We start from the raw sequence: 15,745 nt of genomic DNA on the forward strand, positions 1-15,745 counted from the left end.
CTGGATTGAGAAGTTCTTGGGTGATAAGTTTAAGATGTTATGCACTTAACTATAATTTCTTCCTCTTTTTTCACTACCAACATCAACAGAAGCTATAAAATAGAGCAGGAAGAGGTCTGATTAATGACAATGCTGGAAGAGCTAAAGGGAATTTACTGCAAGAAGGGTGGAGAGCTAAAGCCCTTCGAGAAGTTTGAGGGTGAAGTTAGGAAGGGATACAGGATAGAATACGAGAAAAAGCTCAATGAAATTGATGTAGCGTTCTTCGGTCTTGCTTCCGGTGATTTGAACCCGGTGCATTTTGATGAGGATTTTGCGAGCAAAACGAAATTTGGTGGGAAAGTGGTGCATGGAATGCTCACCACAAGTCTTGTTTCTGCGGCAGTTGCGAGGATGCCAGGGACAATTGTTCTGCTTGAGCAGGGCTTTCGATACGTTTCTCCGGTGAGAATCGGAGATACGGTGAGGGTAGAGGGTGTTGTCACAGAGGTGGTCAAGAACCGGTGTAAAGTAGACGTGAAGTGTTTTGTTGACGACAAAGTTGTTGCAGAGGGGTGGGTGAGAGTTCTTATTTGGTGATTTTTAAGCCAGTAAAGACTACATACAGAAACCCCGATAGAGGGAAGTGGAGCACAACCCATTCGCCAAGCGTTACCGGAAGGGGATGAGAAGGGTTGCCCTAGTTTATCCGAACAGGTATGTGGGGGGGATAGCCAACACCGGCCTGCAGTACATCTACGCTAAAATCAATGAAAGCGATGCTATCTGCGAGCGTTTTTACGCTGACGTCTTCGATGGTTTGAGGAGTGTTGAATCAGCCACACCCCTTTCGGAATTCGATGTTGCATTTTTCAGCTTACAGTATGAGACAGATTACTTTAAGGCCGTTGAAATTTTGAAGAAAAGCGGGTTTAAGGGGCTTAAGATCGCAGGTGGACCATGTGCTATGGAAAACCCTTCGCCACTGATGGACTACTTTGACGCATTTTTCATTGGCGAGGCAGAAGGTTACGTGGAGGACTTGATAGCGGCAAAAACACCTGAGGAGCTATCTGGAATTCCAGGCATTTATACCGGGAAGGAGGAAAAAGTCAGGAGAGTTTATGCTGAACTAGGCAAGCACATGGACAGACAAATAATTGGGGAGGGAGCTTACGGAAGGTGCTTTCTGCTTGAAATCGGCAGAGGATGCATCAGAAGATGCAGATTCTGCATTGTCAGACAGATATACTTCCCTCCAAGGTGGAGGAGACGTGACCTCCTTCCTGAGGTGGGGGAGAAAAAGGTTGCAATCATCGCTCCCTCGCCCTCAGACCATCCCCAATTCAAGGAAATCGTGCAGCAGTACGTTGAGGAAGGTAAGGAAGTCTCTCCATCTTCTGTGAGAGCGGACACGCTTGACGAGGAGCTTGCGGATTTGCTGGAATTGGCTGGAGTTAGAACGCTCACAGTTGCCCCTGAAACCGCTTCCGAGGAGCTGCAGGAGGTAATAAACAAAGGGATTGAGGAGGAAGATGTGATTGGGGCTGCAGAGCTTGCTTCAACGCGATTCGAGAAAGTCAAGCTTTACTACATGGTCGGTTTGCCCGGAGAAGAAATGGAAGACGTTAAAGCAATTATGGAGCAGAGCCTGAAGGTTAGAAATCTTGTTAGAAGGGTGGAGATCTCAGTTAACCCGCTCGTTCCAAAGCCCCACACCCCGCTCCAGTGGATTGGATTCGGTGGAAAGGCGAATCTTAAGGAGGGGCTGAGGGAACTCAAGAAAAAGCTCGATTACCTGAGAAAGGAGACAAAAAAGGCCGGAATAGAAGCGGACATATCGGGCTTCAGGGAGTTTGCCGTTCAGACCATACTATCGAGAGGAGACAGAAAAGTTGCGGCAATGCTTGAAGGTGCCAGCTACAGAAAGTTTGAGGAATACCTGCGACCCATCGACCCAGAATTGGAATTACCATGGGATTTCATCGACCACGGATACAGGAAGAGCACGCTTTTGAAGGAGTACGACAAAATAAAGAAAATTCTTTAATCGCCATCTCTACTTCAGCCAATGAAGATTGCTATATCGGGCAAGGGAGGCGTTGGAAAGACAACTCTTGCAGCAGTCCTTGCTCACCTCTTTGCGAGGGACGGTTACAGAGTCACCGCAATAGACTGTGATGCGGACATCAACCTTCCTTCTGCGCTCGGCTTGAAGGAGAAACCAAAACCGCTCTCTGAACTGCATGAAATCATAGAGCAGAGAGTTGTGGGCCCAATGGGGATGTACAAACTCAATCCGAAGGTTGACGACGTTTTTGAGGAGTATTCCGTCTACAACGAGGATGGTGTTAGAGTTCTCGTTCTCGGAACGATTGAAAAGGGTGGAGAGGGTTGCTTCTGCCCCGAAAACGCCTTTTTGAGGGCGATACTTAGGCATGCTATATTTAAGAGAGAGGACGTGCTGATTCTGGACATGGAAGCCGGGATTGAGCACCTCGGAAGGGGAACGGCAAGAGGTGTGGATTTACTTATTGCAGTAATAGAGCCGGGAACGAGGGCCGTTGAGACGCTTGACAGAATCAGGAAGCTCGGAATGGACATCGGAATAGAAAGAATTGCAGTTGTGGTAAACAAGTTCATCGAATCGGAGAGGGCGAGAGAGCTGATTTCCGGTATAGATTATCCAATTCTGGGTGTCATTCCATACAACCAGTGCTTTGTGACGGCGGACCTTGAAAACGTTCCACCATATAAAGTATGTGATCTGAAGCCTTTTGAAGAGATAAAAAGAGAGATTGAGGAGCTCGTTCAATGAAGCTCGGTGTGGTGACGAGAAAGGGAAAAAGGTGGGAAGATATCAGGATGTTCTCCCAGTTCTTCGAAGTTAAAGTGTATGAAATACCCGAGAACCTTCCTGAGCTGATAGATGAACCCGATAAAGTTCTGAGGCTACCGGAAGACTTTGACGTGGACATGATTGTATCCTTTGCCGCACATCCCGATATAAACCTTGAGCTGATAAAGCAGGCTGCTGAGAGGGGAATTGGGCTCATCGTTGTGTCTGGAGGAGCAAAGAGCGGGGCTTACAAGCAGCTTAAGGAGGAGGGCAAGAAGAGAGGAGTCAGGGTAGTGTGGGAGGAGATCTGCTGCGCCACACCAAAGGTGGAGGATGAGAGGGTCAGGGAGTTCTTTGAGCACTTCGGCTCTCCAAAGATGGAAGTTTCGGTTGAGAATGGCAGGATAAAGGACGCGAGGGTTAAGAGGAGTGCCTTCTGCGGAGCCACGTACTTTGTGGCGGAGAAAATTAAAGGGTTGAATGTCGAAGAAGCGCCGACAAAGGCGGGATATTACACCCAGATTTTTCCCTGCTTGGCCCCAAGAGGGCATGAGGGTGGAATACACAAGGCCGCAAGGGCGCACAAGAGGGCGGTTGAGAAGGCAATTGAAAAGGCTTTGAAAGATGATTGTTGATTTTTACCTGTTCAAGTATATCTCATCCTTGCAATATCAACAAAGCAATCCATAAGCTAATTAAGGGGTTGTGAATCTTAAAAATATGGCTCTGGTGGTTGTTGACTTCCAGGAAAAACTCTCTCCACACATTGAAGGGATTGATTGCATACTGAAAAATGCAGTTAAGCTAATAAAAGCTTCTAAAGCACTAAAAATCCCCATTCTGGTCACAGAACAGATAAAACTTGGAAAAACTGTTGACGCGGTGGCAGATGTGGTAGATGGCAAGGCAATCAAGAAGACCACCTTCAGTTGCTTCAAAAACAAGGAGTTTAAAAAGAAACTGGAAGATACCAACGCCGACAGAGTAATTCTTATTGGAATAGAAGCGCACATATGCATTCTCCAGACGGCAATTGATTTGAAGAAAGCAGGATACAAGGTTTACGTTGCGGCAGATTGCACAGGATCGAGGAAAAGCTACGACAAGGAGATAGCTATTATGCGGATGCAGAGTGAAGGAATAAAGCTCACAACGTCTGAGAGCATGATATACGAGCTCATTGAGAGCGCCGAGCATCCAGCTTTCAAAGAAATCTTGGAGATTGTAAAAAGTTAAATTTCCTAACCGAAAGAAGCAAACTCCAGCAAGTATTTGGCAGAGATTCCGATAATCAGAACGGAAAGCAGAATTCTCAGCTTTCTTTCTTCGATTCTTCCCTGCAGCTTTGAACCTATAAATATCCCTAATGCCCCGCCAGCACCCATCGCAACCCCGTTCTCCAAGTTAGGAGGATAGCCGAGAGCTGTGTAGCTAGCTATCCCGAAAGCTGAGGCTGCAAATGTGCCAACGAGGTTCGCTCCTGCAATGGCCTTAATTGGCAGGCCGAAAAGCGAGACGAGGATCGGAGCCGTCAGTGCTCCCCCACCAACACCATAAGCTGAAGCCACAATCCCGATAAGGAATGAGATCAGAGCAACAGCAAGGGGATTGAAGGAAAACCGGCTATCGGCAAAGCTGAACTCAACTCTAAAGGGGGAAGCTTTCAGGACAGTTAGTTCCCCCTCTATGCGTCTGGATTTTGAAACAATCAGCCTGATGCCGAGGTAAAGCAGAACCAGTGCAACGAAAGCCTTGAAAACTCTCACATCCCCCAAGAAGTTAATCCTGACGAGGGATCCAAGGTACATTCCAGGCAGATAGCCGAGAACGAGGGCGATGGCAAGCTGATGTAAAAATCTCCGCTCCCTCCAGAAATTGTAGGCTCCACCCGGAATGGACAGAATGTTGTAAAGCAGGTTGGTCGAGTTCGCAACTGGAGAGGTTACTCCGAGAACGCTAAGCTGAAATGGCAGGAGAAGGAACGCTCCCGTCACTCCGGCTGGGGAGCAGATAAGGCCAATGATGAACGCTGCCAGGAATGGGAGGAGCATTGAAATTCTCCGGAATGCATCCTTTTAAGGATTTTGATTTCAGGCGTAGTAAATGTAAATCCCGGCCAGGATTAGCATCGTCCCGGCTATTGACCTTGCCGTGAATATCTCGCTTTCTCTCAGAAAAACAGCTGATAGAAGTAAGGTGAAAAGCGGGTATGAGCTTGTAATTGGCTCGACAACGGTGACCGGAACCTCTTTCAGCGCCACGTATCTTATGAGGTGCGCCACGCCCACAACCACTCCAGCGGCAAAGTACCACTTGGTGTTGTGCAAGTCTCTCCTTATGGCTATAGGAGTCATCAGAATCGATGATAGGGCAAATCCGAGGAATATTGCGAAAAGGGGGTTGTAGTCGATAGTGTTGCCAAACTTAACGAAATACGAGGAGATTGCAGAGAAGAATCCAGTTAGAATGCCTAAGGTTACGCCGAGAGTATCTGCCTTTCCCTTCGGCCTCGAAATCAGCAGTATTCCGGTGAATATGAGCAGAGACATTATCACAATCTTGATCGTCAGATACTCTCCAACAAAGATTCCGATTAATGCGGCAAAGAATACTCTGGTTGCGGATAAGGGGGCGGATAGATTCGCTCCTATTCTGCTGATGGCGTGGTAGAAGCAGATTCTTGCAATAAAGAAGTGCAAAACTCCAGCGGTGGACATCAGGATTATGAAGTCTCTGTCGAGGGTTGGATGCTGTACTGAGGGAATGAAGATTAGCGTTGAAGCAATGAGACTCACGTATATTCCGCTTATGGTTTCCGCTTCGCTGCTCCCTTTCCTCACGAGAATCTGATGGATGCTGAAAAGTATCGGAATCAGCAGAACCAAGTAGTTCATTTTACCCCGATTTTTGGACAGTCCCTGATGGGGCACTCGTCACACAAAGGCTTTTGGGGCTTGCAAACTGTCTGTCCAAATCCAACCATCGCCCTGTTGACTTTTCCCCAGAGCTCAACCGGAAAGAGCTTCTTCAGCTCCTCCTCTGTCTCTTCTGGCTTGGACGTTTTAACCCACCCCAGTCTGTTGGCTATCCTGTGAACGTGGGTGTCGACGGGAATTGCCGGAATTCCTGAATAAGCTAATACAACGTTTGCGGACTTCCTGCCTATGCCGGGAAGCTTCACAAGCTCCTCGAACTTGAGTGGAACTTCCGAGTTGTACTCTTTCACCAGCTTTTCGGCAAGCTCTTTCAGCCTCTTTGCCTTAACTCTGTAAAAGCCAACGCCCTTTATCAGCTCCGCTATCTCGTCCTCGCTCATCTGCAGCAAATCTTCGGGGCCTTTAACCCTCGAAAACAGATTCTGCGCTGCCCTGACTGTAGCCTCATCTCTCGTCCTTGAGCTGAGGAGTGCTGCAACAAGGTGCTGGAACGGAGTTTTTATTTCCGCCTTAAGGTGGTAAACGGGAGCTTTCCTTTTCTTCGCCTCCTTTTCCATGAGTTCCACAACCCTGACAGGATCCACAGTTCAGATGGGCAACCTTTTAAAAAGACTTTTCCGACATGAATCATGCCAAAGTTCGACTACGCAAAGGCGGGAGTTGACATCAGGCAGGAGGAGAGGGCGATAAAATCTCTTGCAAGTGTGATAAAGCACGTCAGGAGCGGTTTTGGGAAGCCTATTTTGACCTCACACTATGCAGGGGTTATAGATTGTGGTGATTTCGGCATAACAATTACCACTGATGGAGTTGGGAGCAAAATTCTGGTTGCTGATGCCATAAAGAAGTTCGACACGGTCGGCATTGATTGTGTTGCAATGAACGTAAACGATTTGCTGGCTATCGGCTCTGAACCGCTGGCGATGGTTGACTACATAGCCATAGAAAAGCCAGATGAGTGGGTTATGGCTGAGATAGCAAAGGGCTTAGAGGAGGGGTGCAGGATTGCCAACATAACACTTCTCGGCGGTGAGACTGCCACACTGCCGGAAATTGTGAGGGGCTTTGATCTGGCAGGCACAGCCATCGGATGGGTTAAGAAAGATGGCATAATCACCGGAGATAAAATAGAGGACGGAGATGTCATATTTGCCATTCCGAGCAGCGGAATCCACAGCAATGGCCTGACTTTAGCCAGAAAAGTTGTTGAGGCCGCAGGGCTGAGTTACCACGACAAGTTTGGGGATAAAACAATCGGAGAGGAGCTGCTAACTCCAACAAGGATTTACATGGAAATTCTTGATGTGGTGAAAGAATGTGAGGTTCACGGACTTGCCCACATTACGGGAAGCGGAGTGATGAAGCTCAAGAGGCTGAAGAACATGAAGTATGTCATTGACAAACCGCTCAAACCGCAGGAGATTTTCAGGTTCATTCAGAAGCTAGGAGAGGTGGATGAGGCGGAGATGTACAGAACCTTCAACATGGGGATGGGGTTCATGGTCATTCTCCCGGAGAGCGAGGTTGAAAAGCTGAAAAGGCTTTGTGAAGGTAGAGTTGTTGGTCACGTGGAAGAGGGAGAGGGCGTTTACGTTAAAGATTTGAGAATCGACGCTTAGCCGATGATGGTGTACTTGCTCAAATCTACTGCCTCCATTTTTTCCTGGTGCTCCTTCAGGAAGTTTCTGATCAGTTCAGCAGCCATTTTCTTGCATTTCCCGCAGAGCATCCTCCCCTCCCTGCAGTCTGCCTCAATCTGCCTCAACTCTTCATCTTTTTCAATTAAGTGGTAGCTGTAAAGCTCGAACACGACGCATTTCTCAGGCTCTCCTCCAAGTCTTCTCTGCTCCTCGGCAGTGGCCCTTCCTCCCGTAAAAGCTCTCATGACCTTCTTCGCTCCCTCTTCTGGAGAGTCGAGCAGGGAGATATAGCTCTCAGGCTTGCTTGAGCTCATCTTCCCTCCTGTAAGGCCGGTGGTGAATCTGTGGTATGTTGACGATGGAGGAATGAAGGCAAAGCCTCCAATATTAACCTCAATTTCTCTCACAGCCCTCTCAATCTCCTCCACATCGCCAAAAATGTCGATGTGTTCCTCGTAAACTTTCTTTTCAAAATCAAGCTTTTTGATGTTGTCTAAATAATCACCCCCCTTTCTGCTCCTGATCCTCAAACCTTTCTCTATCGGTTCGAAGCTGAAAATGCTCACTCTCGCTGCGAGGTCTCTGGTCAACCGCATGTGAGGATCCTGATCCGCCCCGACGGGCACAACGACTGGCTTTGGCCCCCCAAAATCCGAAAGCTGGGGATGGAGGATGTCAGCAGCCTGAACAGCGGTAACGAACATCTTTGCAAGGCTTGTGTCCGAGTTAAAGCCGTATATAGCTCTCAACTCGCTGAAGTTTACCTCTGCTGAAAGTTCGAAGGCGAGATCCTTTACGTGGGGACTTTTTGACTGGAAGTAAATTACAGCATCCTCGTTCAGGCCAAGGGCTATGATGGATTTGATGTAGAACAAACCGAGCTCCCTTGTCTTCTCCCAGCTCAGCCCCCTTACCGAGTGTGCCTCCATGTCTGCTATCGCAACGAATGCCGTACCACCAGACCTCTGATGCCAGACGATTTCATCCATCGTCATTTTGTGACCGAAATGCGGTAAGCCGGAGGGCATGAAGCCCGACATCACCGCCCACGGTTCTCCGCGCTTCATCGCTTTAACAATTCTCCAATAGTCCCTGTGACCGAAAATTGCCCCTCTCCTCATCAGGATGTGCGGATTCTCAATTTCAGGAAGCACTTCGCTGAATGGCTGCATCCCGAACTCCTCGATGAGCTTGCTGTAGTCAATGACTCCCTCGACCTCCCATGGTGTGACGTTCATGCCAACCAGTAAACGGCAGGTTAATATTCTTTGTGCAGAAATTCTTCTGAATGAGGGTTCAGATAATGGGTGCAGGAGCACTCGGATCTCTAATAGGAGCATTGATTCAGCTTGCAGGCTATGAGGTAATTTTCGTTGCGAGGGGGAAGCAGCTTTCTGCTTTGAAAAATGGATTGAGGGTTTCAGGGCTGAAGGAGTTCGAGTTAAAGGTTTACTGCACCGCAGAACCTGAGGATGCGGACATAACCTTCGTGACTGTAAAGGCCTACGACACCGAAAATGCGGCGAAAAAATTGGCTGAAGTTGATGCAGGGGTTGTTTGCAGCCTTCAGAACGGTGTTGGGAATGAGGAGATTCTTGCCAAATACTGCAGGAGGGTTTTGGGGGGTGTAACCACATACGGCGCGAATCTGAAGGATTACGGACATGTCGTTTATGCGGGTGAGGGCTATACATACATAGGGGAGATGGATGGGAGTATTAGCAAAGAGGCTGAGATGGTTGTAGATGTTTTGAGGAGTTCAGGGATAAGGGCTGATGTGGTGGAGGATATCGAGTTCAGGATATGGGTGAAGGCAGTCATCAACGCGGCAATAAACCCCATCACGGCCATCTGCAGGGTCAGGAATGGCGAGGTTGTGAGGAATCCCTACCTTTGGGAGGTGGCGAAGACCATTGCCGAGGAGGGCAGAGAGGTGATGGCGAAAATGGGCTACGAATTCGATGCGGTGGCAGAAGTCAGAAGGGTGGCAGAGATGACGGCTGAAAACAGGTCATCGATGCTGCAGGATCTGGAGAGGGGAAAAAGGACGGAGGTTGAGTTCATCAATGGTGCAATAGTGAAAAAGGGGGAGGAGTTTGGAATTGATTGTGCGACCAACAGAACACTTCTGAATCTTGTGAGGGGTGTGGAGATTGGACGTTAGCATGCTTAGCGTGCTCATTCTCTCTGCCATGCCATTTTCCGAGCTGAGAGGGGCGATTCCCCTTGCCCTCTACCTCGGCTTCAGCCCAGTAGAGTCCTATATCATCTCCGTTGCGGGGAATATTTTGCCAGTCCCCTTTCTACTTCTGTTCCTCGACTATCTCGTGAGAATTGCCACAAAAGTCGATTTGCTTGCCAGACTCTACGGAAAAATAGTAAGGAGGGTGGAGAGAAGGAAAGAGATTGTTGAGAAGTACGGCTATCTCGGCCTCACACTCTTTGTGGCCATTCCTCTTCCAGTCACAGGAGCATGGACGGGGACGCTTTTGGCCTTCCTTCTCCAGCTCAACCGCTTGAAAGCTTTACTTTTCATCTCCGCTGGAGTTTGCATTGCAGGCATAGTTGTTCTTTTAGCATCTCTTGGGATAATAAGACTTCTATAATTTATTACAAAACCAAAACTTTATTGGGGAAAATGTGCTATCTTAGAGTGTGATTGACTTATTCACCTCAACGAGGGTTCGGATTCTCTCAAAGCTGATTAAGAGGCCCTACACAGCATCAGAAATAGCAAAAATTACGGGTTACTCCAAGACAACAGTCAGCTACCACCTCAGCAAGCTGAGCGAGGCTGGCCTTGTTGAGAGGCTTGAGAGGGGCAAGTGGGTTTACTACAGGATAACGCCTAAGGGGGAGATGAGGGTGAAGGTTGAAGCTGCAGTCTCTCTCGCGTCTCTTGCCGGAGCGGTGATTTCTACAGTGGTTTTTGCAGCATTGAAGTTGTGGAGTGCAGCTGAGAAGCCACTTATGGTTGCGGATAAATCCATTACTCCCCACGCCATTACTCCCTACGCTCCAACTACAGAAGCGGCTGGAGGTGCTTTTGACCTGCAACTTCTCTTTCTGATTGTAGCAGTTGTGCTGGCGGGTGTTTTTGTTTACCTGAGGTTCGGAAAATAGTTAATATTTTTGTGTTCGACTAATATTATGAAACTTGACAAAATGTTGATCCTCTTGATCCATTTTTGCAGTGTCCTTCTCTGCCTGTTCTGAGGAGAGGAAAACTGGAGAAACGCAGAGTCTGACAGTTAAATCGGTTTTTGAAGAAGGAGGTAGAATTCCCGAGAAATACACATGTGATGGTGCAGATATTTCGCCACCTCTCTACATCGAGGGTTTGAAGGAAGGCGTAAAAAGTCTTGTTATAATCTGCGAAGACCCTGATGCGCCAAAAGGTGTTTTCACACACTGGATTGCGTGGAACGTTGAACCAGCTTCAGAGATTCCTAAAAACGTGCCCAAAACCAGAGTTGTTGATCATCCAAAAATGATTCAGGGAATAAACGATTTTGGCAAAATCGGTTACAACGGACCCTGCCCTCCAGGTGGTGAGCACAGATATTACTTCAAGGTTTATGCCCTTGACACTCTTCTGCAGGGGGATTACAACAGGCAGGATTTACTTCGTTCCATTGAAGGGCACGTTTTGCAGTACGGCGAAATTTACGGCGTTTACAGCAGATAGGGGCGGTAAGACCTCCGTTGAGGCTAAAAATCATTCCGTTAATTTTTTATTCTTTTGAGGATGGCGAGTAAGAGAGGTGGTCAAAATTCTGATTGAGGTGAGATTTCACGGTAGAGGAGGACAGGGAGCGGTAACAGCAGCTGATCTGCTTGCCGTTGCAGGATTTAAGGAGGGATACTACACCCTCTCCTTCCCAATGTTTGGAGCGGAGAAAAGAGGCACTCCAGTTGTTTCATTTCTCAGGATTTCCGATGAACCAATAGTTGCAAGGGATGAAGTTTACAATCCAGATTACGTCGTTGTCCTCGATCCAACCGTGATGGAGACTGTAAACGTCGTTTCTGGGTTAAAGAAGGGTGGAATGCTGATCGCAAATTATCCAAAGAGTTCTGAGGATCTTAAGAAGAAAGTCAAGGCTGATGAGATGGGAATAAAGGTCGCAACAATCAACGCAACGAAGATGGCGATGGAAGTTCTTGGAAGGCCGATAACCAACACCGCTATGGTTGGGGCTTTTGGCGGAGCTACACGGCTCATATCTCTCGAAACGCTTGTAGAGGTAGTAAAAGAGTGGTTCAAAGGGGAGCTGGCGGAGAAAAACGCAAAGCTGGTTGAGGAGGCTTATCGTTACATGATGGAGGTGTGCAGGAATGAAGATTAAGCTCAATCTCGGAGCAATTTCGGAACCTTTGCAGTCAGAGAAGCTCAAAACGGGTGACTGGGGAACGCATTATCCGGTCGTTGATAAAGAGAAGTGTAATGGCTGTAAAACCTGCGAGCAGTATTGCCCCGATTTATGCATTGAGGTTAAAGAGGTTGGAGAGGAGAAGTATGCTGTCGTTGACTACAACTACTGCAAGGGATGCGGCATTTGTGCTTCAGTCTGCCCGTTCGAGGCAATTAAGATGGAACTTAAGGATATATTCAAGGTTTGAGGTGGTATAATGAAGAAAGTCGTGAGAGGTTTTTACTCGGTTGCATATTCAGTAAAACTATGCCGTCCTAACGTCATTTGCGCTTATCCCATCACCCCCCAAACCGAAATTGTAGAAAATCTCGCTGCAATGTATGCCAACGGAGAACTGGGAGAAGCTGAGTACATCACTGCCGAGTCAGAGTTTGGGGCTGCAAGTATGCTTGTAGGAGCATCAGCTGCTGGTGCGAGGGTTTTCACAGCAACATGCAGCCAGGGTTTGATTTTAATGAGTGAAGTGCTGTTTAATGCAGCAGGAATGAGGTTGCCAATAGTACTTGTAAACACCAACAGAGCTCTGTCAGCCCCGCTAAGCATCTGGAACGACCATCAGGACAGCATGGCAATGAGGGATGCAGGAATCATGCAGGTTTACGTTGAGAACAATCAGGAAGCTCACGACATGATTCCGCAGGCCTACAAAGTTGCGGAGAACAAGAAAGTTCTCCTTCCGTTCATGGTCTGTATGGATGGCTACAAGCTCACCCATGCCTACGAGCCAGTAGATTTGCTCGAACAGGAGATGGTTGACAGCTTTCTCCCTCCATACGAGCCCGCTGCCTACATGACGACAAAGAAGCCGCTTGCCTTCGGCTGCTATGCTCCACCGCACATCTACATGGAGTTCAGGGTTGCGATGCAGCAGGCGATGGAGAGGGCAAAAGACGTTATGCTTGATGTCTTCAAGGAATGGGCAGAGGTCAGTGGAAGGGACTGGGGAGGACACATCACTGTGGATTTCCCGGATTCAAAGATTTTCGTTGTTGCGATGGGATCCGTTGTGGGCTTGCTCAGAAAGGTGGTTGAGGAACTGAGAAATGAAGGCTTGAGTGTTGGATTGATCAAAATCAGAACTTTCAGACCATTTCCGGTTGAAGAGCTAAGGGAAGCTTTGAAAGATGCTGAGAAAGTTATAGTGCTCGACCGCTCGGTTAGCTTTGGCTACGAGGGGCCGGTTTCAATTGAACTGAAATCTGCAATCTACGGTTACAGCAGTGCTGAAATCTACTCCTTCGCTGTGGGACTTGGTGGGAGAGATATGCCTAAGGACTTCCTTGCGAAGATTATCAGGGATGTTGCTGAGGGTAAGGAGAGGCCGGGATTTGCCTTTAAAGGCTACCAGGAGTTCGAGGAGGTGATACCATGAAGTACTTCGGCAGTGGTCATGGAGCATGTCCGGGATGCGGATTGCCGATAGCAGTTAAAACCGTCCTGAACGCTCTTGATGGGAAAGTATTTGCCGTCAACTCCACAGGCTGTCTTGAAATCATAAGCTCCCAGTACGGTAAGAACGCCTGGGGCGTTCCTTACATACACTCACTCTTCGAGAACGCTGCAGGAGTTGCTGCAGGAGTTGAGGCTGCTCTCAGAGCAATGAAGAGGAAAGATGAAGGATACGTTGTGGTCTTTGCGGGAGACGGAGCTACTGCAGACATAGGAATCGGAACGCTCAGCGGGGCATTTGACAGAAACCACGACATACTGTACATCTGCCTCGATAACGAGGCTTACCAGAACACCGGACACCAGCAGAGCGGCTTAACTCCTCCGGGAGAGTCGACAACAACAACACCGGCAGGAAAAGTCCTCCCCGGCAAGGTCGGGAGGAAGAAGGACATGATTTCAATTGCCGTAGCTCATGGCGTTCCCTATGTGGCCTCTTCATCTGTTGGATACGTCTCAGACATCAGGAGAAAGGTTAAGAAGGCGGTAAAGTTCGAGGGGGCAAAGTACATCCAGATTCACTCCCCCTGCGTTACGGGCTGGGGCATTGATGGCAGCATAGCCATAAAGGTTGCAAGACTTGCAGTAGAGACAGGCCTATATCCGCTCGTCGAGTTTGAACACGGAAAACTGACATCTGTGAGAAAGATAAAGGACAGAAAGCCTGTTGAGGAGTACCTGAAGCTGCAGAGGAGGTTCAGACACCTCTTTACCCACGAAAAAGGCAAGGAGATGATTAAGCTTCTCCAGAGGTTTGCTGACGAGAATGCCGAGAGGTATGGGCTTGACTTGAAGAAGGAATGATTCTTCCCTTCATTTTTAAAGTTGTCGTAATAAGCAGCTCCGGCGCTCTTGCTCCTGGCCCTTTAACGGCAGCAACTGCTGCAATAGGCCTGAAGCGTGGGTGGAAGGGCGGTTTCTGGGTGAGTGTTGGACACGCTACGGTTGAGTTACCTCTTGTTCTTCTGATTGCAACAGGTGTGGCAGTAGCTTTAACTCAACCTGCTGCAGTATCTTTCCTAAGCATAGCAGGAGGAGCGATGCTGATTTTCTTCGCATTTATGACAGCAAAAAGTGCATTTTCCAAGGCAGAGGAGAGGTCTGAAAGCTCCGCCAATCCCTTTTCAACGGGTGTTGCTCTCTCGGCATTGAATCCGTTCTTCATTGCGTGGTGGGCAGGAGTAGGAGCTATACTTGTAAGCGAGGCCATATCGCTCTGGGGCTATGCCGGAATAGCCGTGCTCTACCTGAGCCACGTCTGGCTTGACTTTGTGTGGCTGATTCTGCTTGCTCACATCACTTCACTTGCCATTTTCAGCACAAGAGCCTACAGAATTCTGCTTATCTCTCTGTCAGCGCTCGTTTTCCTCTTCGGAGTTGATTTCATCAGCTTTGGGGTATCAGGCAGGCACGTCTTGCCTATCTAAAGCCTCAGAATGTCCAGCTTCGGCATCCTTACTATGCCTTTTTCCTCTGCCATCTCGTAGAGCTTTTTCAGAGCAGCCTCAACACTTTCCGGCATGTTGTAGGTGTAGTCGTTGACGTACATCATTGCAAACCTCTTGGCCCTCTCCTTGTCCAGCCCTCTCGAGTACTTCATCGCGTACTCTATTGCCTCATCCGGATTCTGGAGAGCAAAGGCTATGCTCTCCCTCATGGCTCTGAGAAACTCTTTCTGCACTTCCTCGCTCAAATCCCTCCTGATGGCATTTAGACCCAGGGGAAGGGGGAGTTTTACACGCTGGCTCCACCAGTCCCAAAGGTCGAGAACGCATTTGAGTCCGTATTCAGAGTATGTGATTTGCCCCTCGTGAATAAGCAGACCCGCATCGCATTCATCATTCAGCACAGCATCGATAATTCGATCGAAGGGCATTTCAACTGGTTCAAAATCATCTACAGCAAGCTTCAGCAAAAGGTTGGCCGTCGTATATCTTCCAGGAACGGCTATCCTCTTACCTTCAAGCTCGACCTCTTCTTTGGAAACAACAACCGGGCCGTAACCGTCACCCACACTCGCCCCTGAAGAGAGGATGCGGTATTGGTCTTCGAGGAGGGCATAGGCGTGAGCTGAGATTGCAGTCACCTCATATTCTGCGTTGAAAGCCTTCCTGTTGAGCGTCTCTATGTCCTCAATAACGTGCTCAATCTCAAGCCATGTATCAATCTTGCCGTGGGTCATTGCGTAGAACATGAACGCATCATCGGCATCCGGAGTGTGAGCTACCTTTATTTTCATGGTTTTTTGCTTTTTACTGGTTTTAAATGGGTTTTGGCTTGGATATGAGGAATGCAAATAAAATGTAGAGCAAAATTCAGCAAATTGCCAGGATCTTTAAAGTCCAGCTTCGCATCAATTCTTCAATGCTGCGGTTTCGATATCCCCGGCGAAACAGTCTTTCAACTTTTGCGATTGTTGGTTTCAGTGTTGATTGCAGGTGGAGGTATTATTTATAACTTTGTACA

The 15,745-nt window shown here is 48.2% G+C and carries 20 protein-coding genes; 15 read left to right on the forward strand and 5 right to left on the reverse strand.

Translation table 11 applies throughout. The features are described from left to right. The first annotated feature begins 123 nt into the window (after positions 1 to 123). From H0Z19_RS04315 to H0Z19_RS04335, 5 genes are all read left to right on the forward strand, one after another. Positions 124 to 579: a MaoC family dehydratase gene (locus H0Z19_RS04315; protein WP_290724180.1), complete on the forward strand. Its 456-nt coding sequence runs from the start codon at positions 124 to 126 to the stop codon at positions 577 to 579. Between the two features lie 46 nt (positions 580 to 625). After that, entirely contained in the window at positions 626 to 2,029 is a 1,404-nt protein-coding gene (locus tag H0Z19_RS04320) for a radical SAM protein (protein WP_290724182.1), read from the forward strand. A 21-nt stretch (positions 2,030 to 2,050) separates the two neighbouring features. Continuing rightward, positions 2,051 to 2,797 (forward strand): P-loop NTPase, encoded by a 747-nt coding sequence (locus tag H0Z19_RS04325; RefSeq protein ID WP_290724183.1) that lies wholly within the window; start codon positions 2,051 to 2,053, stop codon positions 2,795 to 2,797. Beyond that, the gene (locus H0Z19_RS04330) at positions 2,794 to 3,453 is read left to right on the forward strand and encodes a DUF166 family protein (protein WP_290724184.1); all 660 of its coding nucleotides are present in this window, start codon (positions 2,794 to 2,796) and stop codon (positions 3,451 to 3,453) included. Before H0Z19_RS04325 ends, H0Z19_RS04330 begins: the two co-directional genes overlap by 4 nt. A gap of 85 nt (positions 3,454 to 3,538) precedes the next feature. Next, a complete protein-coding gene (locus H0Z19_RS04335; protein WP_290724187.1) occupies positions 3,539 to 4,054 on the forward strand; it encodes a hydrolase in 516 nt (171 codons plus the stop codon). A 5-nt stretch (positions 4,055 to 4,059) separates the two neighbouring features. On the opposite strand, the gene H0Z19_RS04340 is transcribed toward H0Z19_RS04335, so the two are convergent. Genes H0Z19_RS04340 through nth form a run of 3 tightly spaced genes read right to left on the reverse strand, consistent with a single transcriptional unit; the run spans position 4,060 to position 6,338 of the window. Beyond that, the gene (locus H0Z19_RS04340) at positions 4,060 to 4,869 is read right to left on the reverse strand and encodes a sulfite exporter TauE/SafE family protein (RefSeq protein ID WP_290724189.1); all 810 of its coding nucleotides are present in this window, start codon (positions 4,867 to 4,869) and stop codon (positions 4,060 to 4,062) included. 39 nt (positions 4,870 to 4,908) lie between these two features. Beyond that, positions 4,909 to 5,712, reverse strand: coding sequence for a DMT family transporter (locus H0Z19_RS04345; RefSeq protein WP_290724191.1), 804 nt, complete (start codon positions 5,710 to 5,712; stop codon positions 4,909 to 4,911). Beyond that, a complete protein-coding gene (nth, locus tag H0Z19_RS04350; protein WP_290724193.1) occupies positions 5,709 to 6,338 on the reverse strand; it encodes an endonuclease III in 630 nt (209 codons plus the stop codon). Before nth ends, H0Z19_RS04345 begins: the two co-directional genes overlap by 4 nt. Positions 6,339 to 6,383: 45 nt before the next feature. Between nth and purM the strand changes: the two genes are divergently transcribed. Further along, positions 6,384 to 7,373 carry a phosphoribosylformylglycinamidine cyclo-ligase gene (gene purM / locus H0Z19_RS04355; RefSeq protein ID WP_290724195.1) on the forward strand — a complete coding sequence of 330 codons (990 nt, stop codon included), beginning with the start codon at positions 6,384 to 6,386 and terminating at the stop codon, positions 7,371 to 7,373. Here purM and H0Z19_RS04360 read toward each other — a convergent pair. Beyond that, positions 7,370 to 8,632, reverse strand: a complete 1,263-nt coding sequence (locus H0Z19_RS04360) for a tryptophan--tRNA ligase (RefSeq protein WP_290724197.1) — start codon at positions 8,630 to 8,632, stop codon at positions 7,370 to 7,372. The genes purM and H0Z19_RS04360 overlap by 4 nt on opposite strands. Before the next feature lie 50 nt (positions 8,633 to 8,682). On the opposite strand from H0Z19_RS04360, the gene H0Z19_RS04365 reads away from it, so the two are divergent. The 9 genes from H0Z19_RS04365 (at position 8,683) to H0Z19_RS04405 (ending at position 14,706) form a co-directional block, all read left to right on the forward strand. Then, positions 8,683 to 9,558 carry a ketopantoate reductase family protein gene (locus H0Z19_RS04365; protein WP_290724199.1) on the forward strand — a complete coding sequence of 292 codons (876 nt, stop codon included), beginning with the start codon at positions 8,683 to 8,685 and terminating at the stop codon, positions 9,556 to 9,558. Continuing rightward, positions 9,548 to 10,000, forward strand: coding sequence for a COG2426 family protein (locus H0Z19_RS04370; protein WP_290724201.1), 453 nt, complete (start codon positions 9,548 to 9,550; stop codon positions 9,998 to 10,000). The genes H0Z19_RS04365 and H0Z19_RS04370 overlap by 11 nt, the downstream gene beginning before the upstream one ends. Before the next feature lie 49 nt (positions 10,001 to 10,049). Further along, on the forward strand, positions 10,050 to 10,517 hold the full coding sequence (locus tag H0Z19_RS04375; protein WP_290724202.1) for a metalloregulator ArsR/SmtB family transcription factor: 468 nt from the start codon (positions 10,050 to 10,052) through the stop codon (positions 10,515 to 10,517). A gap of 70 nt (positions 10,518 to 10,587) precedes the next feature. Continuing rightward, a complete protein-coding gene (locus tag H0Z19_RS04380; RefSeq protein ID WP_290724203.1) occupies positions 10,588 to 11,082 on the forward strand; it encodes a YbhB/YbcL family Raf kinase inhibitor-like protein in 495 nt (164 codons plus the stop codon). An 88-nt stretch (positions 11,083 to 11,170) separates the two neighbouring features. Then, positions 11,171 to 11,743, forward strand: coding sequence for a pyruvate ferredoxin oxidoreductase subunit gamma (locus H0Z19_RS04385; RefSeq protein WP_365892374.1), 573 nt, complete (start codon positions 11,171 to 11,173; stop codon positions 11,741 to 11,743). Beyond that, the gene (locus H0Z19_RS04390; protein WP_290724206.1) at positions 11,733 to 12,017 is read left to right on the forward strand and encodes a 4Fe-4S binding protein; all 285 of its coding nucleotides are present in this window, start codon (positions 11,733 to 11,735) and stop codon (positions 12,015 to 12,017) included. Before H0Z19_RS04385 ends, H0Z19_RS04390 begins: the two co-directional genes overlap by 11 nt. Positions 12,018 to 12,026: 9 nt before the next feature. After that, the gene (locus tag H0Z19_RS04395) at positions 12,027 to 13,202 is read left to right on the forward strand and encodes a transketolase C-terminal domain-containing protein (RefSeq protein WP_290724208.1); all 1,176 of its coding nucleotides are present in this window, start codon (positions 12,027 to 12,029) and stop codon (positions 13,200 to 13,202) included. Next, positions 13,199 to 14,083, forward strand: coding sequence for a thiamine pyrophosphate-dependent enzyme (locus H0Z19_RS04400; protein ID WP_290724211.1), 885 nt, complete (start codon positions 13,199 to 13,201; stop codon positions 14,081 to 14,083). The genes H0Z19_RS04395 and H0Z19_RS04400 overlap by 4 nt, the downstream gene beginning before the upstream one ends. Further along, positions 14,080 to 14,706 carry a LysE family transporter gene (locus tag H0Z19_RS04405; RefSeq protein ID WP_290724213.1) on the forward strand — a complete coding sequence of 209 codons (627 nt, stop codon included), beginning with the start codon at positions 14,080 to 14,082 and terminating at the stop codon, positions 14,704 to 14,706. The genes H0Z19_RS04400 and H0Z19_RS04405 overlap by 4 nt, the downstream gene beginning before the upstream one ends. On the opposite strand, the gene H0Z19_RS04410 is transcribed toward H0Z19_RS04405, so the two are convergent. Continuing rightward, a complete protein-coding gene (locus H0Z19_RS04410; protein WP_290724214.1) occupies positions 14,703 to 15,518 on the reverse strand; it encodes an MqnA/MqnD/SBP family protein in 816 nt (271 codons plus the stop codon). The genes H0Z19_RS04405 and H0Z19_RS04410 overlap by 4 nt on opposite strands. Between the last annotated feature and the right edge of the window lie 227 nt (positions 15,519 to 15,745).

Origin of the sequence: Archaeoglobus sp. (assembly GCF_017656475.1) — an archaeon.
GTDB lineage: Archaea > Halobacteriota > Archaeoglobi > Archaeoglobales > Archaeoglobaceae > Archaeoglobus.